Origin of the sequence: Sunxiuqinia rutila (assembly GCF_050589705.1) — a bacterium.
In the GTDB taxonomy this organism is placed as follows: Bacteria; Bacteroidota; Bacteroidia; order Bacteroidales; family Prolixibacteraceae; genus Sunxiuqinia; species Sunxiuqinia rutila.
Genome location: NZ_JBNGOT010000014.1, coordinates 22,503 through 46,545 on the forward strand (window position 1 = coordinate 22,503; position 24,043 = coordinate 46,545).

12 protein-coding genes are annotated in these 24,043 nt (G+C 45.7%); 11 read left to right on the top strand and 1 reads right to left on the bottom strand.

The window, feature by feature from the left end:
* The first annotated feature begins 252 nt into the window (after window positions 1–252).
* The 9 genes from ACRD6K_RS15935 (at window position 253) to ACRD6K_RS15975 (ending at window position 17,351) form a co-directional block, all read left to right on the top strand.
* Entirely contained in the window at window positions 253–3,675 is a 3,423-nt protein-coding gene (locus ACRD6K_RS15935; protein WP_430974067.1) for a SusC/RagA family TonB-linked outer membrane protein, read from the top strand.
* An 18-nt stretch (window positions 3,676–3,693) separates the two neighbouring features.
* The gene (locus ACRD6K_RS15940) at window positions 3,694–5,394 is read left to right on the top strand and encodes a SusD/RagB family nutrient-binding outer membrane lipoprotein (protein WP_430974068.1); all 1,701 of its coding nucleotides are present in this window, start codon (window positions 3,694–3,696) and stop codon (window positions 5,392–5,394) included.
* A 126-nt stretch (window positions 5,395–5,520) separates the two neighbouring features.
* Window positions 5,521–7,056, top strand: coding sequence for a calcineurin-like phosphoesterase C-terminal domain-containing protein (locus ACRD6K_RS15945; protein WP_430974069.1), 1,536 nt, complete (start codon window positions 5,521–5,523; stop codon window positions 7,054–7,056).
* 149 nt (window positions 7,057–7,205) lie between these two features.
* Window positions 7,206–8,492 carry a DUF3748 domain-containing protein gene (locus tag ACRD6K_RS15950; RefSeq protein WP_430974070.1) on the top strand — a complete coding sequence of 429 codons (1,287 nt, stop codon included), beginning with the start codon at window positions 7,206–7,208 and terminating at the stop codon, window positions 8,490–8,492.
* Between the two features lie 60 nt (window positions 8,493–8,552).
* Complete coding sequence (locus ACRD6K_RS15955; RefSeq protein WP_430974072.1) at window positions 8,553–10,769, top strand: ligand-binding sensor domain-containing protein; 2,217 nt, start codon at window positions 8,553–8,555, stop codon at window positions 10,767–10,769.
* A gap of 183 nt (window positions 10,770–10,952) precedes the next feature.
* Window positions 10,953–13,271, top strand: coding sequence for a ligand-binding sensor domain-containing protein (locus ACRD6K_RS15960; protein WP_430974073.1), 2,319 nt, complete (start codon window positions 10,953–10,955; stop codon window positions 13,269–13,271).
* Window positions 13,272–13,328: 57 nt separating this feature from the next.
* Window positions 13,329–15,104: a purple acid phosphatase family protein gene (locus ACRD6K_RS15965; RefSeq protein ID WP_430974074.1), complete on the top strand. Its 1,776-nt coding sequence runs from the start codon at window positions 13,329–13,331 to the stop codon at window positions 15,102–15,104.
* A gap of 3 nt (window positions 15,105–15,107) precedes the next feature.
* Window positions 15,108–16,115, top strand: a complete 1,008-nt coding sequence (locus ACRD6K_RS15970; RefSeq protein WP_430974075.1) for a metallophosphoesterase family protein — start codon at window positions 15,108–15,110, stop codon at window positions 16,113–16,115.
* Between the two features lie 39 nt (window positions 16,116–16,154).
* Window positions 16,155–17,351 carry a sialidase family protein gene (locus tag ACRD6K_RS15975; protein ID WP_430974076.1) on the top strand — a complete coding sequence of 399 codons (1,197 nt, stop codon included), beginning with the start codon at window positions 16,155–16,157 and terminating at the stop codon, window positions 17,349–17,351.
* A gap of 11 nt (window positions 17,352–17,362) precedes the next feature.
* Here the strand turns inward: ACRD6K_RS15975 and ACRD6K_RS15980 are convergent, their stop codons facing one another.
* Window positions 17,363–17,860, bottom strand: coding sequence for a YkgJ family cysteine cluster protein (locus ACRD6K_RS15980; RefSeq protein ID WP_299580588.1), 498 nt, complete (start codon window positions 17,858–17,860; stop codon window positions 17,363–17,365).
* A 314-nt stretch (window positions 17,861–18,174) separates the two neighbouring features.
* On the opposite strand from ACRD6K_RS15980, the gene ACRD6K_RS15985 reads away from it, so the two are divergent.
* The gene (locus ACRD6K_RS15985) at window positions 18,175–19,800 is read left to right on the top strand and encodes a M20/M25/M40 family metallo-hydrolase (protein WP_430974077.1); all 1,626 of its coding nucleotides are present in this window, start codon (window positions 18,175–18,177) and stop codon (window positions 19,798–19,800) included.
* A gap of 492 nt (window positions 19,801–20,292) precedes the next feature.
* A complete protein-coding gene (gene purL / locus ACRD6K_RS15990; RefSeq protein ID WP_430974078.1) occupies window positions 20,293–23,982 on the top strand; it encodes a phosphoribosylformylglycinamidine synthase in 3,690 nt (1,229 codons plus the stop codon).
* The last annotated feature ends 61 nt before the right edge of the window (window positions 23,983–24,043 follow it).

A 24,043-nucleotide genomic window follows, 5' to 3' on the forward strand; every position in this document is an offset into this window, starting at 1 on the left:
ATTGATTTTCATCTTCGTGATTTATCTAAATGTTAATGCATCGTCGATACGAGATGATGTAGTTTTAATTTAAAGGTGAAATTATTTTAACCTGTAGTAATTGTTTTTTACACTGTTGTAAAACATGTGGGTTAAAATTTAATGTATTTAGAGTAAAATTCCAGAAGCAATTGCTTGATCGTTTATAAAACTTTGTAAGAGTGGATGATAAGATTATGATCCATGATTTTAATTAAATCAAAAAAACGATCTATGAAAAAAAGAATTTTGCAGACACTTCTGGTTGCACTATTTGCTCTGTTTTGTGTTGCTGCTACAGCTCAAAATCGGGTAAGCGGTACCGTAACGGGTGACGATGGTGAGCCTTTGCCCGGAGTATCTATCGTGATTGAGGGTACAAACAATGGGGTAGTGACCAATTTTGATGGTAACTACAACCTACAACTGCCAAACTCCAATGTTACATTGGTGTTCTCTTTTGTTGGTATGGAAACGCAAAATGTTCCAGTCAACGGACGGTCTGTAGTGGACGTTGTCTTAAAGTCATCAACAATTGGGGTTGATGAAGTCGTGGTAACTGCTCTTGGCATTTCTCGTCAGAAAAAGTCGTTGGGATACTCTGTTGCTGAAGTTGATGGGGAGTCATTGCAAAAAGTGGCTCAGGAAAATGTCTTGAATTCACTCTCCGGGAAGGTTTCCGGGGTTGCTATTAGTTCTACTGGTGGTGCTGGGTCATCAGTAAGTATGGTTATTCGAGGGGCTTCGTCATTAACAAGTGACAACCAGCCGCTTTTTGTGGTTGATGGAGTACCGATGAACAATACGTTGAATAATATTACATCTGTTGGTCGCGAAAATAATCCGGACTATGGTAATGCCATTTCTGATTTAAGTTCTGAAAACATCGAAAGTGTTTCGGTATTGAAAGGCCCAAGTGCTGCTGCTTTGTACGGTTCGCGGGCTGGGAATGGAGTGGTGATTATTACCACAAAGTCCGGAAAGGAATCCAAAGGGCTTGGCATTACGGTTACGTCAAATACCGTTGTCGAAAAACCCTATAAGTATATCGAAAAACACACACGCTTTGCGAATGGACAACGCCCCTATACTCAAGATAACCGCCCCAATAATGGATTGCCTTATTACGTGGTTCCCGTCGGTGATTCCTATTGGGTTGGACCTGAGATGGACAAAGGAATGATGGCTTATCAATGGCCTTATTTCAATGCGAATGGGGAAGTTGAAGCAACTGAGTTGGTTTCTCATCCCGATAATTTTAAAGATTTTTTCAGAACCGGTATTACATCGACCAATGGGGTTTCGCTCACTGATGCAACAGATCGGCTAAACTATCGGGTATCATTTGAAAGCATGCAGAACCGAGGAATCATTCCAAACAGTGATTTGCACCGAAACTCAATTAGCCTGAACTCTTCGTTGAAGTTGGTCGATAACCTCACGGTTAGCTCGAGCATTAATTTTACCAACTCAGGGGCCGATAACCGACCATCTGTTGGAAACCGAGGAGCAAACCCTCTCCAGGCTTTATACGATATCAACTCACATATTGACATTAACGATTTGAAAAACTATTGGGAGCCAGGCTTGGAAGGAATTCAACAGAATGGTCCTTATACGTTGGATCTGAGACCAGATGGATCGTATGAAAAAGTGGACCGAATCAACAACCCCTATTTCTTAGCGAATGAAGTGAATAACGGTTTCAGCCGAGACCGGGTATTTGGGAATGCAAAGATCGACTGGCAAATCACGCCTGAGTTATCATTAATGGGACGATATACGCATGATCAGTTTCATGAAAGACGCGAGAGTAAAATTGCCCTTAGTTACACGCGGGATGCAAACGGGGCCTATGGTATTTTCAATATGGCTCGGAGAGAGCAGAATGGAGATTTTTTATTAGCCTACAATAAGACCTTTGAAGATTTTAGTCTTTCAGCTTCGGCCGGGGGTAACTACATGTATCAATATGCCGAGAACAACCTGGCCAGAACAAAAGCGCGGGGGAGCGGCTTAATTGTCCCCGGTCTGTATTCGTTAAGTAACATTGCTCCGGATAATATTGAATATGGTTCAAGCTGGAGCGAAAAAGCAATTTATAGTTTGTATGCTTTGACTTCATTAGGATATAAAGATGCCGTCTATCTGGATTTAACCGCTCGAAACGACTGGTCTAGTACTTTACCGGCTGATAATCGCTCTTATTTTTATCCTTCAGCCTCCTTGAGCTTGTTGTTGAATAATGTATTCGACATGGGAAGCAAGGTGTCTTTGGCTAAACTGCGTGGTGGCTGGGCTATGGTTGGTAACGACACAGACCCATATCGCTTAATGGCTACCATGCAAAACATGGGGGCTTGGGATAATCAACCTCGCCTGGGGACTTCGGGTACTTTATTATTACCGGATCTAAAACCGGAGATTCAAACCAGTTGGGAGATTGGAGCTGATTTGGCATTCTTCAACAGCAGACTAAGAATGGATGGTACCTATTATGAAGCTGAAAATGAAAACCAGATTTTGAGCATTGCACTGCCTCCTTCATCAGGCTATACCGGCAAGCAAATCAATGCAGGCCTGATCTCCAGTAAAGGGATTGAACTTTCATTAGGAGGGGTACCAATAGCCACTGAGAACTGGAACTGGGATGTGAATTTTGTGTTCTCTAAAAACCGAACAAGAATTGAAGAATTGGCGGAAGGCTTCGACTACATCAGGCTTTGGAGTGATGCCAAAGGAGGAGCCTATACTTGGGTTGGCGATGAAATCGGACAAATCATTGACCGCGCGATGACTCGTGTTGATGATCCAGGCTCTCCCTACTATGGCTGGCCAATCATTGATGATGAAGGCTGGGATGATAGTAATAGTACTTTACAAGATGCCGATGGTAAGCGTGTAGCTCCTGTAATTGGAAACTTTAACCCGGATTTTACCTTGGGCATGCAAACTTCAGTTTCTTATAAAAAATGGACGTTGAGTGCAAGTTTGGACTGGCGTAAAGGAGGGCAGTTTGTTTCGCAAACCTTCCGTTATGGAGAGTCTGATTTACACACGCAGCGCTGGATGGATCGCACCCTTAAGTTGAATGATATGAATGGCTCCGAAATTGCTCAATATTTGAAAGATCATGCCGATGAATATTTGTCGCCTGACGGAATGTTCTTTGTCCTTGTTGGAGGGCCAACTTCGGACACTGGAGGTTTTCCACATACGGAGAATGGCATCACCCTAAATGATGGAGTGTTTATGCCTGGTGTTGAAGGCTATTATGATGACAATGGGAAGTTTGTCATGGTTAAAGAGCATTTGGGTGATGAAGGTACGCCTCTGATCCGCTATCAGGATTTTTATGGTTGGGATTATACCCGCAATGCAACATTCGACGCTGACTTCGTAAAACTTCGGGAGATTTCACTGACCTACCAACTTCCTCCTCTAAAGTCGCTTGGAATTCAGAATGCTTCTGTTTCAGTTTATAGCCGGAACTTAATTCTATGGACGAAAGCTGGAATTAATATTGATCCGGAAACAGCTTTCCAGGCTGAATCAGGCGTACAAGGGAGTGGTATTCAATTTAAACAAGGAATTGAACGATACAATGTTAGTCCTTGGACAATTCCTGTTGGTCTTAAGTTGAACGTGAGTTTTTAACGGATAAAACAGAAAAACATGAAAAGAATAAATTCATTTCACAAGATATTGTTGGTATTTGCAATCCTTGCTTTGGCATCGTGCGAAGACCATCTGACAGAGCTGAATATCGACCCGAATGGGGTTGACCCGGATCTTGTCCAACCCAACTTGGTTGTTCCAACAGTTATTTCTCAAACGGCTCATCCTTACTTGCAGGATAATTATGAAGGCTGGGTAGCTGGAACCATGCAGTATGTGCAAAAGAGTGGCTGGGGAAGTGAGCTTAATAAATATGATTGGAACAAAGAACGAGGTTGGGATACTTGGTATGCGAACTTGCGTAATGCGAAGCACCTTTATGAACGATCGATGGAAGAAGGGATGGAGTTTCAGCAAGGAGTTGCTTTGGTGATGCGCGCGTTTAATTATGGTTATATTGTTGATTCCTGGGGTGATGCTCCCTATGCCAATGCCTTGAATGCCCCCGACGGTGGTCAGGGGGATTTGTTTCCGACTTTTGATTCGCAGGAAACAATTTACAAAGGAATCATTGAAGAACTAAAAGAAGCCAATACGCTTTTGTCGAAGCCAGCTGGGGCCTACAAAGGAATTCAGCCGAATGCCGATATTCTTTACAGTGGGAATCCCGAATTGTGGCGAAAATTTGCCAATTCGTTGATGTTGAGGTATTACATGCGACTTTCTGAAAAACTCCCGGACTATGCCAAGCAAGGAATTGAGGAGATCATGAGTAATGCTTCCAGCTATCCGGTTTTTGCTTCATTTGAAGAGGATGCCATGATGAGCTATGTTGGTTCTTCCAACGCTGATTCGTGGCCAGCAAATGTCACCTACGACGCTTCAGCCAGCAACTTTAATCGGATTCAGCTTTGTGCTGGTTTCCGCGATGTCTTGGTAGGGCTGGAAGATCCGCGTTTGGATGTTTGGTTCAACCCAGTGAAGATGCAAATAAAGGTTTCAGAGGACTACGAAGACGATGTTGTTGTGGATGGAGTTAGGTATTTAAATCCTACTTACATGGCAGAAAACAACATGGTTTTGTATGCTCCGGATACGTGGGTTGATGATGCCGAAGCTGGTAAAGTATTGGTTGATACGATGGTTTATGTCGGTTTGCCTATTGCTTCGACAACTGGAGATGGCTCGGGCTGGAACTTAAATCCAAATCCTATTCAGGGAGGTCCGAATGTACACAACTCTGCTCTGGATGATATTTATATGGAGGCCGAAGGTGACTTGCTAAAAGCTCGCTTAATGTCGTATGCTGAAGTCTGTTTCATTTTAGCTGAAGCTGCTCAAAAAGGCTGGAACGTTGGCGATCAGCAAAGTTGGTATGAAAAAGGTATAAAAGCTTCGCTGAATACTTGGGAAGTAGGGAATGCTTACAATGATTATGTGACGGTTGCTGGTGTTGCTTTTGACGGCTCAATAGAGCAAATTATGGAGCAAAAATGGATCGCCAACTGGACTGTTGCTCATGAAGCATGGTGCGACTGGCGCCGGACAGGATTGCCCCAGCTAACAGTTGGCAAGAAGGGGGTTCGTGAAGCCATGCCTTTGCGTTTTCAATATGGTGCAAGCGAAAAAGACCGGAATAATGTGAACTACGATGCTGCTATTCAAAACCTTCAGGAAACGGATTATACCGCGACCGATGGTGAAGATAGCGCATGGTCAAAGTTCTGGCTGCTACAAGGAACTAACAAACCTTATTAAGGTTCTACAACCAACTATAAATGATCAGCGGGGGCGCCATGCACCTCCGCTGATTCAATGTATAACGACCGAAGTCTCCGGTACTTAGCCAAGCTGCTTAGTTTCAGGGGATGTTAAAACTAATCAATGATAATTCGACGTATATTAATCTTGGGATGCTTGCTGGCGAGTTCGCTGGGGATTGCACAGGCAAAATCATTTTCGGATGGATTTGTCTATCTCGATCAAAACAAGAATGGCCAATTGGATTCCGGAGAACCTGGCGTGAAGGGGGTTTCTGTCTCCAATGGTTTGGAAGTCATTCAAACCGATGCTGATGGTTATTGGAAATTGCCTGTTCGAAATGAAGAGGCAATCTTCGTGGTCAAACCAGCTGGCTATCAGGTTGGGGTTAAAAGCAATCAACTGCCAAAACATTATTTCTTATTTGATGATGTTGAGCAGGCTGCAAAAAACAAAAGCAAGCTGAACTTTCCATTGCAACGGAATGATGAACCGCAGCAGTTTGACGTGCTTTTCTGGGGCGATCCGCAGGCTCGTGGCATGAAGGAGGTGGAGTACATTGCCCATGATGTGGTGGAGGAATGTCTGGCAACGGAGGCTCGCTTTGGAGTTAGCCTTGGAGACTTGGTTGCCGATGATCCGCTTTTGATGGATAGCATCAGTCAATACATTGGTCATATCGGAATTCCGTGGTACAATATTTTTGGGAATCATGACAACGACCGTCAGGCTAAATCAAATCAAGAGCGGGATGATACATTTGAGCGCTTCTTTGGGCCAAGTACCTATGCTTTCGAATACGGGCAGGTGGTTTTTATTGCCTTGAACAATATTTTTTATGGTGATGATGGCCGTTATTCTCCACACTTTACAAGCGAGCAGATTGCTTTTGCCAAAAGCTATTTGCGAGCTGTTCCCGCAGATAAACTGGTGGTTTTAATGATGCATGCTCCTATCATTGAATGTGATAATAAGGAGGCTATGCTGGAACTGATTCAGGATCGAAAGCATACCTTCTCCATTTCCGGACATGCGCATGAGCAAGCTCATTTATTTTTGGATGCTGGCCAGGGATGGCAGGGGGCTGAAGCCCATCACCACTTGGTGAATGCAACGGTTTGTGGTAGCTGGTGGTGTGGTTTGAAGGACGAACTCGGAATACCTCATGCAACGATGAATGACGGAGCCCCCAATGGGTACTCGATTGTGAGCTTCGATGAAAATAGCTACAAAATTCGATTTAAAGCAGCAAGGCGTCCGGCGGATTACCAGATGAATATCTACTTGCCAGAGCAAATTGATGCAGCCAAAACTGGCGAGCAAGTGGTTGTGGTGAATGTATTTGCCGGATCGGAAAAATCAGTTGTCGAAATGCAAGTGAATGGACAAGGATCGTGGTTCAACTTAGAAAAAAAGGATCAAATTGACCCGCAAAGCTTACAAGTACATCTGTTAAACCCTTACCTGGAACTGGAGAAAGGGGATCATAAATTAGAAGATGTACTTGGTTATCCGATGGATTATCCGAGCGTTTCAACGCATATGTGGGAAGGGAAGCTTCCCGATAATTTGACCTCGGGAGTTTATAAACTTACCGTTCGAACCAAGGATATGTTTGGACAGGAATGGAGAGCCCATCGCTTATTCCGAGTAAATTAAGCTATAAAAGAATTGGTATAAACACATTGATGAATGCCGCAAATCTGAAATATCGCCCCCTTGTTTTTTGCCTACTCTTTGTGCTGGCAGTCACCGTGATTGGCTGTACTTCAAAAACTTCAATCCAAACAAATAAGAATCGACGACTCATGAGCGAACAGCAACTTTCCTTCTCCGAAAAAAATCATGCCTTGGATAACAACGATAATTTCTCTCCGGATGATCGTTTCTTATGCTACGATACGCGCGGAACCGTCTTTAATAGCGACTTGGCTAATTGTCAATCCATCGAAAAAATAGAGCTGGCAACTGGTAAGGAAACGGTGCTTTGGATGCCGGAATCCGTTACCGGAGTGCAGGCTGCTCCGGGGGTTGCGGCAGTATCATGGCACCCCAGTGAAAATAAGGTGGCTTTCATTCATGGACCGATGTTGAATGAGGTTGAGGAGCGTGGCTATTACGGCATTCGTAATCGGAATGGAGCCGAGGTCAGTGCTGATGGAGCGGGCCACTTTCAATGGCTCGATAAGCGAGCAGTTGCTACCGATCGGCCAACAATCTCCGGGGCCCATCGGGGAGGAACGCATCGGCATGAATATTCGAAGGATGGCTTGCGAATTGGATTTACCTACGATGATTTTTTGTGCCCGGAGTATGATCGGACCATTGGTTACATGGAGCCAAACTTGAAGGCTCCCAAAGGAGCTTCGCATTACTTTGCGGTGTTGCTAAAACCTGCACAAAAAGGGAAATCAAAGGCTGGTGAAATTGAACGGGCTTTTGGGGATTCCTGGCTTGGTCGAAAAGGTACCATGCGGGCTTTTGTGGGGAAGGTAAGAGCCGAAAATGGTCGTGATTATCAGCAGGATTTATTTGTGGCTGATGTCCCCGAAAATGTTGTGATTACAACGGCCTATTCCGGTGATGCAATCCATTTCCCGGAACCGCCTGAAGGGGTTTCCATTCGTCGGTTGACACATGCCGGTGGGGGCTCCGGTATTGTGCGCGGATCGGCAGATGGCCGCTACATTGCATACTTGGCAAAAGATAAATCGGGAATTAATCAATTGTGGATTATCGCGGCTGAGGGGAGTGATCAAGCCACGCAGAAAGAATTGCTACCTCTGCAGGTTAGCAGCTTTCGGTCGGATGCGTCGGATTTACGCTGGCATCCTTCCGGCAATTGGATTTTTTGTCTGGTTGATGGGAATCTACTTGCCTCTTATGTCCAACAAGGGCCACATTTTGGGAAAGCCTTCTGGCTTACGGACGATTCCAAACAACGCAGCCAGTTGGTGGTGTCCAACAATGGCCAGCTAGCCGCTTATAATATGGAAGTAGACAATAGTGAATCGGATACCTCAACCAGTTTTTTACAAATATTTACGCTACAGTTAGACCTGGAAAAGCTTGATGCAGCGTTGAGTGAAAATTAAAACCGATAGAAAATCAGTAATAAATATAGTGTAACTTAAACAGAACTTAAACCAATAGAAATGAACAGTAAACGACTTCTCCAATCGGGTATCTTTATCTTGGGGCTAATGCTTTCCTTGTCTTCCATAGGACAGCGAAAGAGCAACCAAGTTCAAATTCAGGATACCCCTTTTATTCAAGAATACAGTATCAAATACAATTTTAACAACGACCGGGTTGAGCTTCAGCGGGTGGCTGCTGATCGCAATGGCTATGTGCAGGTGCTTTCTTCGCATGGTTTGTTGCGACCAAAAGCCGGCCAATTTCTTTTTCCCGGCGAACTGGTGAAGGATGTGCAGTATTTGCCAACATCGGATAAAGGACTGAAGGATTTGATGAGTCATCAAAAGCAGCTGGTCTATTTGGATGACAAGGCTGTGTTGAGTAACGCTTGGGCTGGGAAATTATACCGTCGCCATCAGATCCCTGAAGTGCGTTACTTTGCAGTTGATGATGATTTTACTTTCCTGATCTCAGATGGGAAGAACTTGCAGTTGCTGGACTGGGACCAGCTGCGATGGTCGGGCGTTGCTGAAGATGAAGTGCGCGCCATTCGCTACGATGCATTGAATAAGCTGTATTGGATTTTAGGACAGCATACGGTGTCAACTTTTAATCCAGCTCAAAAAAGGTTGACGACCATTCTGGATGATGCTTCGATAACCTGTATTGAAGTGGCTGGAGATCAATTGCTCGTTGGAACCAATGATGGTTATTACGAAGTGGATACCAAAACAGGAAAGCCTGGTGCCATTAAACGAAAACTTCCCTGGAATGAAATTACGACCATTGCCAAGCTGAAGGATGCCTTGTGGTTTGGATCAACGCGCGGTGCATTTAAGCGTAACGACGATGGCAGTTATCGATACTACTCGTCCAAACGCTGGCTACCATCTGATGAAGTGATTGACTTGGCTGATGGGCCGGAGAATTCAATCTTGATTTTGACCAACAAAGGCTTGGGGAAAATCTGTCGCAAGGAAATGACCTTGCATGATAAAGCGATGTATTACGACAAGCAGGTTCGGGAACGTCACATTCGCCATGGCTTTAACGGAACGGTGAGCAACATGACAGATGGAGATGTTACAAGTGGTAGCCTCCAAACTTCTGACAATGATGGTTTATGGACGACCATGTACTTAGCAGGCGAAGTGTTTCGCTATGCGGTAACCGGTTCTTCCGAAGCTTTGCAAAATGTACGCGAATCGTTGGATGCCATGGAGCGGCTTTACTCCATTAATCCTGTTCCCGGTTTTCCGTCGCGGTCTTTCGAGCGCCGGGGCTATAAATACCACGATAAACCTTGGCGTAGGGCTGAGGATCCGGAATGGGACTGGAAATCGACAACCAGCAGCGATGAAGCTATTGGACACATCTTTGCCTTTGGGGCCATTGCAGAGTTGATTGCTGAACCGGACTTGAAAAATAAAGCCATTACTTTGATCGACACCTTGATGTCGCATGCTTTGAAGCACGACCATTATTTGGTGGACTGGAATGGTGAGCCGACGGTGTGGGGACGCTGGAATCCAGAATATGTGAATGCCCGCCCAATCATGGTTGGCGACCGGAAGATTAACTCCAGTAACTACATTGGGATGTTGCAAACCGCCTATCATTTCACCCAAAAAGAAAAGTACAAGAAAGCCGCCTTTCAACTGATGGAGGAGCATGGTTATTACGAGAATCTGATGCGGCCGATGAAAGAAATTGGCCCTGCACCGGAGGATGCCGACGATTGGAGTAAAATGCTATCCAGCGGCTGGAACCATTCGGACGATGAAATGTACTACTGCGGTTATTGGGGACTTTATCGTTACGCTTTCAACGACACGCTGAAGGCGAATTATAAAAAGGCCATTGTGGACCATTGGGAACATGAGCGTCCGGAGAAAGAAGGGCTTTGGAATATCATGACGGCCTTGGTTGGAAAAGATAACTACGATTTTGAAGAGGCGATTTGGTACCTGAGAGAATACCCTCTGGACCTGATTGATTGGGGCATTCAAAATAGCCATCGCAAGGATATTGAGTTTGTGGAGCCCAACTTTAGAAAGCAGACCATCCGGGAAGTGTTGCCGGCAGGAGAGTTACGGGTGTCCCGTCACAATGCTAACCGGTTTGACCTGGACAGCAATGGCCGCGGACATGCCGAATACAGTGCGGGCGATATTTGGCTGCTTCCATACTGGATTGGCCGTTACCTGGGAGTTATCAGTGAGCCTCAAAAGTAAGTTTGATTTTCAAACGAAATAAAGACACTAACGAGATCGGCGCTGAAGCCGGTTCAATAAAGAATAAGGTTGTTTTGGTTTAGTTTGATAAGATGGCGTACTTAAACTGCTCAGCGATTTGGGTACGCCACTTACTTTCTTTCCAAACAACCACGAATTACAAACTTTTGAAAGGAACAAACGATGGATTTACAAGCTGTTTTTCGAAATTGGGTTATTGGTTGCATACTGGTAGTTGGAGTGCTTGGAAGCGTGCTTGCGCAACCGCTCTACCAAGTGGATCAGCAACTTTGGAAGCCTCAAAAAGATGAAGTTTTCCTGCAAGAATCGGTTCAGAAAATTCCAACCGATGAGCCGGTAACGGCTGTGGCTGCTACGCAGGGAACTTGCTATGCCTTAGTTGGCAAGCAGCTCTTCCAGGTGGAAGATGGAAAACTTCTTTCTGCCTCTCAGGCTCCCGAGCAGGTTGTTCGGCTGAAGGCTGCTGGTGGGGCCGTTTGGGCGCTGACTTCCCACGGAATTTATCGCAACCAGGGGAAAGCCTGGAAATTAATTGACAAGCAAATTTTTGTTGATGTGTGTATGCATGCCGGCGCTTTGCATGCAGCGACTTCTGAAGAGATTTTCCGATTGGAAAATGATCGCTTTGTAAGTACCAAACCCGAAGGAGGTTATTACACCAGCAACATGACCATGTTAATGGAAGATGGCACGCAGCTTCATGCTGATCCGGTGCGTTTAGGCCCCATTGATCATATCGAATCGTACAGCGGAACCTTATATATTTTGCGCCCGGGTCGGATCGTTTTATTTGATGGCAAAACAGTGAATGATGACTTTGTCGATTGGGGTGTTCTTCCTTCACGAAATACGCGTGACTTTCTGAGTTATGGTAGTCGTTTGTTTATTGCGACCGACCGTGGTTTGGGGGTGTTGCAAGGGGCAGCGCTGAAAACCATTCGGGGAGAAGATGGCTTGCCGGTTGAAAATACAACCTGCCTGGAGCGAGGCTTTGATCAGGATATTTGGATTGGCACCGAGCGTGGAGCCGTGCGTATGTTGAATGACGAGTGGCATTATTTCGGAGCGGATATCTGGCTTCCGGATAACCGGGTGAATGCCCTGGCTGTTGACAACCAGCAAGTGTTTATTGCAACAAATGGAGGGCTGTCAATTCTTTCTTATGAGCCATATACTTTGCAGAAGAAAGCGGCCTATTATGAGCATCACCTGGAAGCGTGGGGGCATAAACGAATGGGCTTCATCCATACACTTGATTTGGAAAATGGGGAGTGGGTGCGTGAGATCAGCGATAACGACGGTTCGCATACGGCTTCTTACCTGGCTGCTATGTGCTACAAATATGCGGTTACGGGAGATAAACAGGCCCGGGAGGAAGCGGTGGAGTCATTTAAAGCCATGCTTTGGTTGGAGCAAGTAACACCCATTGATGGATTTTTTGCGCGTTCCATTTGGTCAATAACAGGCGATAAGGGGGAGATGGGAAAACATGGATCAGGTGGCTTGCCTGCCAAGTGGTATCCAACTCCCGATGGCAAGTGGTATTGGAAAGGGGATACCTCCAGCGATGAGGCCATTGCCCATTTTTATTCGGTGTCCTTGTTTCACGATTTAGTAGCCGATGGAAAAGAAAAAGAAATGGCGCGGGAGCACCTGGCAAAAATCTCCAACTACATCATCGACTGTGGATGGACCTTGCACGATATGGATGGTAAGCCAACCCGCTGGGGCCGGTGGAATCCGGAATACTTGTTAAGGCCTTATGGATACGTTGATCGTGGCGTAAACGGATTGGAGGCGCTGACTTTTATGCAAACGGCCTTGGCGCTCACCGGAAATCAGAAGTTTGCTGATGGTTACCAGCAATTGATTGATTGGGGCTATCCGGCCAATACCATTCGGCAAAAGAATGTGTTTCCACCCGAGAACCTTGCGCCTTGGGACGATGAACTGGCTTTTTACAGCTACTACACCTTGTTGCGTTATGAGAAAGATCCGGTTTTGCGATCGGTGTACTTGCGCAGCCTGGAACGTACCTGGGAGGTGAAACGCATGGAGCACATTCCCTGGTTCAACTTTGCTTATGGTGTGATTACCGGCAACGACTGCGATGTGCAGGCATCAGTGGAGCACCTGAGGGCATGGACGCTTGATCCAACGGAGCATACCTTTCGGAATTCACATCGCGATGATTTGCATGTTGAAGCAGGCTACACGTCGTACGAAGGCGGGCTGAAAGCGATTTCTCCCCGCGAAAAGAATGTGGTTCGGGGAAGCCGCAATGCTGTTGTTTTGGACGGAGGACGCCATGGGCATCGGATTATGGAGCCCACCGGCTTTGTTCGGGACTACTGGATGGGGCGTTACCATGGCTTTATTGAAGCGCCGGAAACCAACGATCCGAAGCTGTTAGATGTGGAAGTTGGAGACCCCGAGGGTGCTGCACCCTACCCGGGGCCGTCACGTCCGAAAGTATATTAATTGAAATTATTCAAACAAAATTAGAGCTAATACCCAAGAGATTGACTTATGGAAATAATGAAAAAATTAAAGATGAATAGTTGTTTGGTGATGCTGGCTGGGCTGTTGATTTGGGCCGGTTGTGCCGGGCCGAAGCCGGAGATACCATCTGTTGCAGAAGTGATTGATGCCAAGGTAACCGAGCTCTATCAAACGAAGAGCCAGGAAGAGTTGGCGGCGATTACCTACGAGCAGGCCTTTCAGTTATTCAACGAGCAAGAGTTGCAGGTTTTAAGTAGCAAGTATTGGATGTTTGATGTGAATGTGCCGGTAGTTGTTTCGGTGCTGCGAAGTGTCAAGCAGAAGGTGGTCCCGTTTTGGTTGGAAGAGCAGGGATTTCAGAAGACAGCGATGAAGCTAAAAAATGAAATTACGGGTTATGAGGTGTGGCAAAAGAATTTTGATGCCGGACACGTTGGCCTGGGGATTAATGGCTTTGAGAACTTTGGGATGCACTACTTGGTGAGCGTGGGACCACAAAATCCTGCCGACGAATTGGAGCTGAGTAACTTTTTCCCAAAGCATCAGTATGTGGGAACGATGGCTGATGGGGCATTTACCTATCACGATTGGACTGAGCTGGTTTTAGAAGAGGTGCCGGAAGCTTTGCAAGGACAAAAACTGCTGACCACCATCCGCGGGCGGGGAACCGAGTCGCACTTTGTTGGTGCTTTTCGGGCAACCGAGCATCCGTCTTCGGCTAACCCGGATCAACTGTTGCTCAGCTGGAGCGATGATCCGGCAACGACCATGGATATTCAATGGCGAACAGCCAATTCGGTACAAACAGGTCAGGTGGAGTATCGGGAAAAGGGAAGCGACGAGGTGAAAACTGTTGATGCTACTCCTTTTTTGATGGAAGATTTAATGCTGATGAACGATCGCTACTGTCATCGCTTTACGGCACAACTACGAAACCTGAAGCCCGGAACAACCTACGAATACCGCCTTGCGAATGATGCCGATTGGAAACAGGAAAACTCATTTAGCACCCAGGCGAAGGATGATTCTTTCTCCTTCATTTGGTTTGGAGATACACACTTTTCCAAGGAGTGGGGCAAGCTGCTGAACATGGCTTTTGAGAAACATCCGGATGCTGCGTTTTACTCTATCGTTGGCGATTTGGTGAGCGATGGCCTGCACCGCGACCAATGGGATGCTTTGTGGAGCTATACCGATGGTATAATGAGTCAGCGGCCCATGATGTCCACTCTTGGCAATCACGATAATCGGAGCGGTTTGGGGGCATGGATGTATCGCGAAATGTTTAGCTACCCCGAGAAAGGTCCTTCCGGAATTATTCCGGAGCATACTTACGCCTTTCAATACAAAAACACCTTGTTTTTAATGTTGGATGCCACATCGCCGGTCGAGTTGCAGACCGAATGGATTGAGCAGCAGCTAAAAAATACAACGGCAAGCTGGAAAATTGCCATGTTTCACTTTCCGCCTTACAATTGGGAAGAACCTTATTACGACATCCAGGAAGCTTGGGTTCCTGTGTTTGATCAATACCATGTTGACCTGGTGTTTGGTGGACATATTCACTATTACATGCGCTCCAAGCCAATGAAGCAGGGCGAAGTGGTGTCTTCCTACAAGGATGGTACGGCCTATATTATTTCCATTGGTATTCCCTCGCGAACCCGCGATATTGGAGAAGAACCGTATGCGGCAGTACAGAAATCGCGTGGGCAGTTTTACCAGTATCTGAAGATTGATGGCGATGAGCTTTCGTACCAGGCGATTGATTCGGAAGGGCAGTTGGCCGATGAATTCAAACTAAAAAAATAAGAGATGAAACAATTGGTTTATTCCCTTTTGTTGCTTGTATTCTGGACTTTGAGTGGGACTGCTCAACAGAAAAGATCGCTTGATTTTACTTCAGATGGAGATTTTAAAGTGGTGCAGTTTACCGATACGCACATCAACTTGGAAGAAGGGAAAAACTTGCAGGTGTTTGATGTCATCAGTTCGGTGTTGGCGGCAGAGAAGCCGCAGCTGGCGGTACTCACCGGCGACATTGCCAGTCAGCATGCACCTCGGGAAATTTATCGAAAGCTGGCTGCCATTTTTGAGGCAGAAGATGTTCCCTGGGTGGTGGTGTTTGGAAACCATGATGCCCGGGATGCCATGGCACGAAAGGAACTGGCCAACTTTGTGGAGCAGTTTCCGGGCTGCCTGAACCACGATATAGGCACGCTGACGGGAAGCACCAATTTTGTGTTAACCGTGAAGGGACAAACCCAAAAGACGGCTGCCTTGCTTTATTGCATGGACTCGAATGCCTACAGTACCCTGAAACCAAAGGTGGATGGCTACGGCTGGTTCGACTTTTCACAGGTCAACTGGTACTTGCAAAAGAGTCGCGACTATACGGCGGCTAATGCAGGGCAACCCTTGCCGGCCCTGGCTTTCTTTCATATTCCCTTGCCAAAATACACTCAAGCGTGGAACAACCAACTGGCGCCTCCTATTGGGGTGAAAAACGAAGATGAATGCAGCCCCGATATCAATACGGGCATGTTTGCTGCTATGCTTCATGGGGGAGATGTGATGGGGACTTTCACCGGACATGATCATATCAACGATTACATTGGTGTTTTCCATGGCATTGCCTTGGCTTATGGGCGAGTAACCAAAGTGATGCGCAATGAGGAAGACCCGAAAGCGGGTGGTCGGGTGATTGTGCTGCAGGAAAACCAGCGCCAGTTTAAAACGTGGATTCGGGAGTGGAGTGGCAACAAGGTTTTGGAATGCTCGTTTCCCGGTTCGTTTCAGGAAAAAGAACAGGCCGCCCGTTAAAAGCAGCTAAATCTTATCTTTAACTAAAAATTGACAAGGATGATAAAACAAGCGATCATATTTTTCTTGCTGCTGACGGCAGGAGTGGCAAGCCTGCAGGCACAGGATTCGTATCAAGCGGTAATTAGCGAGGAGCTTATTTTCCCGGAACAGTCAGAACACGTGCACAGCAGCAGCTTGGTGGCTTTGCCCAATGGCGATCTTCTGATCTGTTGGTTTCAGGGCAGTGGCGAGCGCAAATCCGACGATGTGCGAATCATGGGAGCGCGGCTAGAGCAAGGGAAGAAGCAGTGGAGCAAGCCTTTTCTGATGGCAGACACGCCGGACATCCCCGATTGCAACCCGGTGCTGTTTTTGAATGGCCAGGACAAGTTGTTTTTGGTTTGGATTGCGGTGAATGGTAACCGCTGGGAAGGATCGATTTTGCGGACACGCACAAGCACCAACTACGATAAGCTGGGAGCTCCGGTGTGGGAGTGGCAGGATAATATTTTGCTGAAGCCGAGTGAGGAGTTTGTTGAAGAAATCGCAGCGCAATTTGAGCAAATGCCGGAACTGCATCATGGCTGGGCCGGTTATGCACCCTTATACGACGAGCAGATCAAAAAAGCAAGCCACGACCCCGTTTTGCGTAGCATTGGTTGGATGAGCCGCATCAAACCCTTGATTTTGCCCAGTGGGCGAATGGTGCTACCCTTGTATTCGGATGGGTTTAACCTGTCGATTTGTGCGCTCTCCGATGATGATGGCAAAACCTGGCAGCCCTCCAAACCCATTGTTGGGCGGGGACCCATTCAGCCGGCCCTGGCGCTTTGCACTAATGGCGATTTGGTGGCCTACATGCGCGATAGCGGCGATGCTCCGGCCCGCGTAAACCGAAGTGTCTCGAAAGACAATGGCTATAGCTGGTCGTACACCCAAAAGCTGGATATCCCCAATACGGCCAGCGTGGAACTGCTTAACCTGCAGGATGGGCGTTGGGCCTTTGTGGGCAATGATGTTTCAGACGGGCGCTACCAGGTGGTGCTGATGTTGTCGGACGATGAAGGCCAAAGCTGGAAATGGAAAACCTACCTGGAAAAGGATGAGCCACACAGCAAGTCGAGTGGCAGCTATTCCTATCCATCCTTGATTCAGACACCGGACGGCCGACTGCACATTTCATACTCGTCGCGCACCGGCGACCATGGCAAATCCATCAAGCATTTGGTGGTGGATCCGGATAAAATCAGGTAGTGGTGGATTGCTTACCCTTTTAATTTCTGAATTGGGATTAAATCAAAGTCGGAGTAAGGCAAGTCGTTTTCTTTCAGGAAAGCCTGATTTAAGAGAAAGAGTTTGCTGTTGAATTTGTCTTGTGGAAAGGTGTTCTCAGTATTGAACTCTTCATCATCAAATTCAGTAAAATTTAGCTCGCAGGCTGATAATTCCCATTGGTCGTCATTCATAAAAAGAAGTGGAAGCCCGTGTGTGCGGCAAATAATAGGTCGGTGCTCATAAATTTGACAGGTATGATCTTTCAAGAAAATACAGCTTCCATCAACGGATTTTTGGACATCAACCTGCTTGTTTTGCAAGGCTTCTTTCATGGCTTCAAACTCGATGGGAAACACATCATAGTCCATGCAGCAAAGGTCGCAGCCCTTTTTGCAGGCCATGTGGCTTTTGTGCAAGCTTGAAAGCTGCTCTGAAAGTTGGTCGACTTGGTTACGCAGTTGGTGGTACTTTTCAAATTTGGAAGTCATGGTCTTAATTTTCGACAAAAGTAGGAAAAGGATGGCAGATGGTCAACGAGAGGAAGTTCTCCAAGTACCCAACGCCTGCTTCTTTTGCGCTGTGGAAGTGAGGGCATACTGCTTAGTGGTGATTGGAGAAATTTTGTTGTAAATGCAGCTAGTGAGGCTGATTATGTGAGAGTAAAAGGTTTGTTTGGGGAGATAAATCGGAATGCAGAAAAGTGGATTTCTCTGCTGGAAGATGAAAAAATAATTTTTAATTATCTTGCGCATCTATTCGTGAGTTATGAAAATATTTTTAAAACTTCAGTGAGCGAGGAACTATGAAACATTTATTGACTGTAATATTAGCATCCACTTTCTATTTGTCGTTGTTGGCACAAGAATCGGGGAAAGAGAAGGGATTGGAAACCATTAATCGGGATGTCATTCAAGCGCAGCTCGAATTTTTAGCATCCGATTGGATGGAAGGGCGCGAAGCTGGAACAGCTGGTAATTACCTGGCCGGTGATTATTTGGCCAGTTTATTTAAGCTGTATACTTTAAAACCCAATGGCGATGAGCAAACATTGACTCCCAATCGCTACCAAAAACTGCTTGGACTGAAAGATGAAAAATTAACTTCATATTTTCAGGAGTTTTCCGCAATTGAGGTTCAACCTTCAGAAGCACAGGCGATAAGTCTTGTGCGGGAAAATGAAACAGTAGGCTTCCACTATAAAACCGATTTTGAGGTGTCCTTTGTCAGTCAGAGCCGAGTTGTAAAAGCACCGCTTGTTTTCATAGGCTACGGCATTGACAACAAAGAATTGGGCCGGAATGACTTTAGCGGTGTTGATGTGAAGGGCAAAATTGTGGTTCGTCTTGCAGGGCTTCCGGGCGATGGGGCTCCTGACTCAAAAGCAGCCCGCTTGATTGCCGATAAAAAGCTAAAGATAGGAAGTAAGGAAAAAAACACAACCGCATTTGATAAAGGTGCTGTAGCCATATTGGAGTACGATCCGCAGAAAGATGAGCAGCACGATTGGAAAGCCAATCCGGCTTTTCGTTATAATGAGGCCATGCTGGAAAGCGATATGAAACCCGATAGTTTTTATGACAAAAAGTTGAGGCTTCCGAGTGATAAACACACTTTGCCTGTAATTTCTATTTCCAAACAAATGTTGGAAGAAATTTTGGGAGAGAAAGGCCCGATTTTGGAAGAGACAGTAGCCAAGGCGGCCAAGCTCAAAACAAACTCGCAAGCAGTAGAAGGAGAACTGGAAATCGATGTGAATGCGCAAACCAAGGTGTTGGGACTTCGCAATGTTTTAGCTCGCATCGAAGGTGAAGATCCCAACAAAATCATGGTTGTGGGAGCACACTACGATCATCTGGGAAAACACAATGGTCATATTTGGAACGGTGCCGACGATAATGGTTCAGGTGTTGTTGCGGTGACTACCATCGCCAAAGCTTTTATCGAATCAGGCGTAAAACCCAAATGCACGATCATTTTTGCATTGTGGGACGGCGAAGAACGTGGTTTGCTCGGATCGCGTCATTTTATTGAGGCTTTTGACGAAATGGACCAAGTGATGCTTTACCTCAATTTTGACATGGTGGGGAGGAATGGTTCTCCCGATGCTCCAGGGAATAAAGTGGCTATGATTTATACCGAAGCAGCCACGAGTTTAAAGGAAACATCAAAAGAACACATTGAAGACTTCGGGCTAAACTTGGATGTGAATTTTAGCGCGGTTGAGAAACCCGTTGGAGGCAGCGATAACAGTGGGTTTGCCAAGCGGGATATTCCAATTTTCTGGTTCCATACCGGAGGACACACGGATTATCATCAGGCGTCGGATCATGTGGAGCTGATTAATTGGCAAAAGCTGGAAGATATCATCAAACTCTCTTATCTTGATATGTGGGAATTTGCCAACAACCCGGAACTGATCAAGGAGTAGTTGGCTTTACTCCTGGATTTAGAGCATTTCAATCTGGTTTATCTTGAGTTTCCTACAAGAAGCAGATTCTTGAAAATTGCCCCTTCCTCAATGGATTTTCCAGAAGTAGGTTGAAATTCCTACAGAAACAAACCGGCCCCGTATTTTTCTGAAATACGGGGCCGGTTTAGTATATACAATTCAGACCTTTACTTTTAATTCAATGTTCGGTATTCGGAGGGCGAGATTCCAAATGAGAAACTCAGCCGGCGCTTTCGTTCTTTAAACTTGAAGCTGACTTATTGACTGAATCTTTGACAAAGCGGTGCTGAACGATGCAGACCGGCTGCTGAGCGACTATTTTGGAGGTTCTAAAGTGGCGGTACTGTTAATAAATTGACTTTATTATTCACATTAATCGGTTTTCAGATTCTTTCGAATGTTTCTTCTTTAGGAATTTTTATCTTTGTGGTGTGTTATATAACATATCTCTTAATCATTAACCGATTCAACATGATTTTATTCTTTAAAACCTTTCAAAGCAGCATTATTGCTGTTCAAACTACTGTTTCTTTTTCGGATGGAGACGTGCAAAAGCTAAGCTGGTTGTTTGGCGAGGCGACCTTGATTGAGCAAGACAAATTAACCGGTTTTTTTGTTGGCCCCCGCAAAGAAATGATAACCCCCTGGAGTACCAACGCGGTTGAAATAACTCAGAATATGGGGCTGAACGGTATTGTGCGCATGGAAGAGTTTGTTGAAGTTCCTGACCAATCAGCTGGTTATGACCCCATGCTGAAACGACTTTATGAAAATCTGGATCAGGAAATTTTCACGATCAATAAAAAACCGGAGCCAATTCTGGAAATTGATGATATAGCCGCTTATAATGAACAGGAAGGACTGGCTTTAAGTGATGAAGAAATTGACTACCTGAATTCGGTTGCTGTAAAAATGGGACGTAAGTTAACCGATGGTGAGGTGTTTGGCTTTTCGCAAGTAAACTCGGAACACTGTCGGCATAAGATTTTCAACGGAACTTTCGTGATTGATGGTAAAGAGCAGGAAATGTCCCTTTTCCAGCTGATTAAGAAAACGTCCAAAGAAAATCCTAATAAAATTGTTTCGGCTTATAAGGATAACTGCTCCTTTGTGCAGGGACCGGTTGTTGAGCAATTTGCTCCGAAAACACAAGATAAGCCAGATTTTTTCGAAGTAAAAGATATTGAAACAGTGCTTTCATTGAAAGCTGAAACACATAACTTCCCAACCACGGTTGAGCCTTTTAACGGGGCTGCTACGGGTACAGGAGGTGAAATTCGTGACCGGATTGCCGGAGGAAAAGGAAGTTTGCCAATTGCAGGTACTGCCGTTTACATGACTTCTTACCCACGTAGCGAAGGTGCCCGTAATTGGGAACAAGCAACGGAAGAGCGTCCTTGGTTGTACCAAACACCAGAAGAAATTTTGATTAAAGCATCGAATGGTGCCAGCGACTTTGGAAACAAATTCGGACAACCGCTGATTACTGGTTCAGTCTTAACTTTCGAGCACTTTGAAAATTACAAGAAGTACGGGTACGATAAAGTGATCATGCTGGCTGGTGGTATCGGTTTTGGTGCCAAGAAAGACAGCTTGAAAGATAAACCCGGTATTGGAGATAAAGTGGTATTGCTTGGTGGTGACAACTACCGCATCGGAATGGGCGGAGGTGCCGTTTCGTCGGTAGCTACTGGTGAGTTTGAAAATGCCATTGAGTTGAATGCCGTACAACGGGCTAACCCCGAAATGCAAAAACGGGCTTACAACGCCATCCGTGCGTTAGCTGAGTCTGACGATAATCCAATTATTTCGATTCATGACCACGGTGCCGGTGGGCACTTAAACTGCTTGTCGGAGTTGGTTGAAGAAACCGGAGGTAAAATTGATACAAGCAAATTGCCGGTGGGCGATCCAACCCTATCGCAGAAGGAAATTATTGGAAACGAATCGCAAGAACGCATGGGTTTGGTGATGAGCGAGAAACATGTAGACTTGTTGAAAAATATTGCCGACCGTGAGCGTGCTCCGATGTATGTAATTGGAGAGACGACAGGCGATATGCAGTTTACTTTCGAGAATTCGAAAACTGGAGAAAAACCAATTGACTGGCAGTTGGCCTATATGTTTGGAAATCCTCCAAAAACAGTTTTGACCGATACAACAGAGAAAGCCAATTTTGCTGATTTGGCTTACGATCAGGATAAAATTGAAACTTACCTTGAAGATGTACTGCAATTGGAAGCCGTAGCCTGTAAAGACTGGTTGACCAATAAAGTGGACCGTTCAGTAACCGGCCGTATTGCCAAGCAACAGGGAGCGGGGAAATTGCATTTGCCTCTAAATAATGTTGGTGTTATTACACTCGATTATCAAGGTAAAAGCGGATTTGCGACGACCATTGGACATGCACCTGTAGCCGGAATGATCAATGCTGAAAGTGGTTCTATCCTTTCTATTGCTGAATCATTGACGAATATTATCTGGGCGCCTATGCCGGATAAAATGAAAAGCGTGTCGTTGAGTGCCAACTGGATGTGGCCTGCCAAAAATCAGGGAGAAAATGCCAGAATCTACAAAGCTGTAAAAGCTGCCAGTGATTTTGCCTGTGCCATGGGAATCAATATTCCGACAGGAAAAGACTCCATGTCAATGACTCAAAAATACAAGGATGATGTCGTTTACTCTCCGGGAACTGTGATTATTTCAGCTTCGGGTGAAGTTTCTGATGTTAAGAAGGTGGTGGAGCCGGTTGCGGTGAATGATGCCAGCAAACCTCTTTATTACATCGACCTGTCATCTACTCCGTTGGTGTTAGGAGGAAGTGCTTTTGGACAAATCATCAACAAACTGGGGCAGGATGCACCAACAGTTGCTGATCCGGCTTACTTCCTGAAAGCATTTAATGCCGTTCAGGATTTGATTGAAGAAGAATTGATTTTGGCGGGGCATGATGTTGCTTCCGGAGGTTTAATTACCAGCTTGCTGGAAATGTGCTTTAGCGATAACGAAACTGGTTTGCAATTGGACTTAACCGGTCTGGGAGAGCAGGATACGGCGAAAGTATTCTTTAATGAAAATCCAGGAATTGTTATTCAGGCCGCAAATGCAGAAAGCCTTGAAGCGAAATTGGCTGAGGCAGGCGTGAAGTTTGTTAAGATTGGGCAGCCTGCCGGAAAACGCACTTTCTCAGTGAAAAACTTCGAGGCTCAGTTCGACCTGGATATTGATTCATTACGCGAACTGTGGTTTAAAACTTCATACCTGATGGATCGCAAACAAAGCGGTGAGGAACTGGCTTTGGAGCGTTTCAGAAACTACAAGAAGAATGAGCTGAAATACGATTTCAAAAACTTCACCGGAAAAGCAGCGGATTATGGCATCGACCTGAATCGTCGTACGCCAAGCGGCTTGAAGGCAGCTATCATTCGTGAAAAAGGGGTGAATGGCGATCGTGAAATGGCTTACATGATGTACCTGGCTGGTCTGGATGTGAAAGATGTTCATATGACTGACCTGATTGCGGGACGCGAAACGCTGGAGGATGTGAATCTGATCGTATTCGTGGGTGGTTTCTCAAACTCCGATGTTTTAGGATCAGCTAAAGGTTGGGCCGGAGCTTTTAAATACAACGAAAAAGCCCGAATTGCGTTGGAAAACTTCTACAAACGGAAGGATACTTTGAGCTTGGGAGTTTGCAATGGTTGCCAGCTGATGGTTGAGTTGGGACTACTTTACCCTGAGCATGAGCAAAGGCCAAAAATGTTGCACAACGAGTCGGACAAGTTCGAGTCGGCTTTTGTCAATGTTGAAATTGCTGAAAATGATTCAGTGATGCTGAAAACAATGGCAGGAATGAAACTGGGTGTTTGGATTGCTCATGGCGAAGGTAAGTTCAACCTTCCTTACACAGAAGATCAATACCACATTCCTTACAAATACAGCTATGATTTTTATCCGGCTAACCCGAATGGTTCGGATTATAACACGGCATCGCTTTGCTCGAAAGACGGACGTCATTTGGCGATGATGCCGCATATGGAGCGGGCATTTAAGCCTTGGCACTGGCCGTACTATCCGGCCGACCGGAAGAAGGATGAAGTTGCTCCCTGGATCGAAGCATTTGTTAATGCAAGAGAATGGATTAAAAAGAACAAACAATAAACAATAAACACAAAGAGGCTCTCCACTGGAGGGCCTTTTTATTTTCCACCAAAACTTCTTT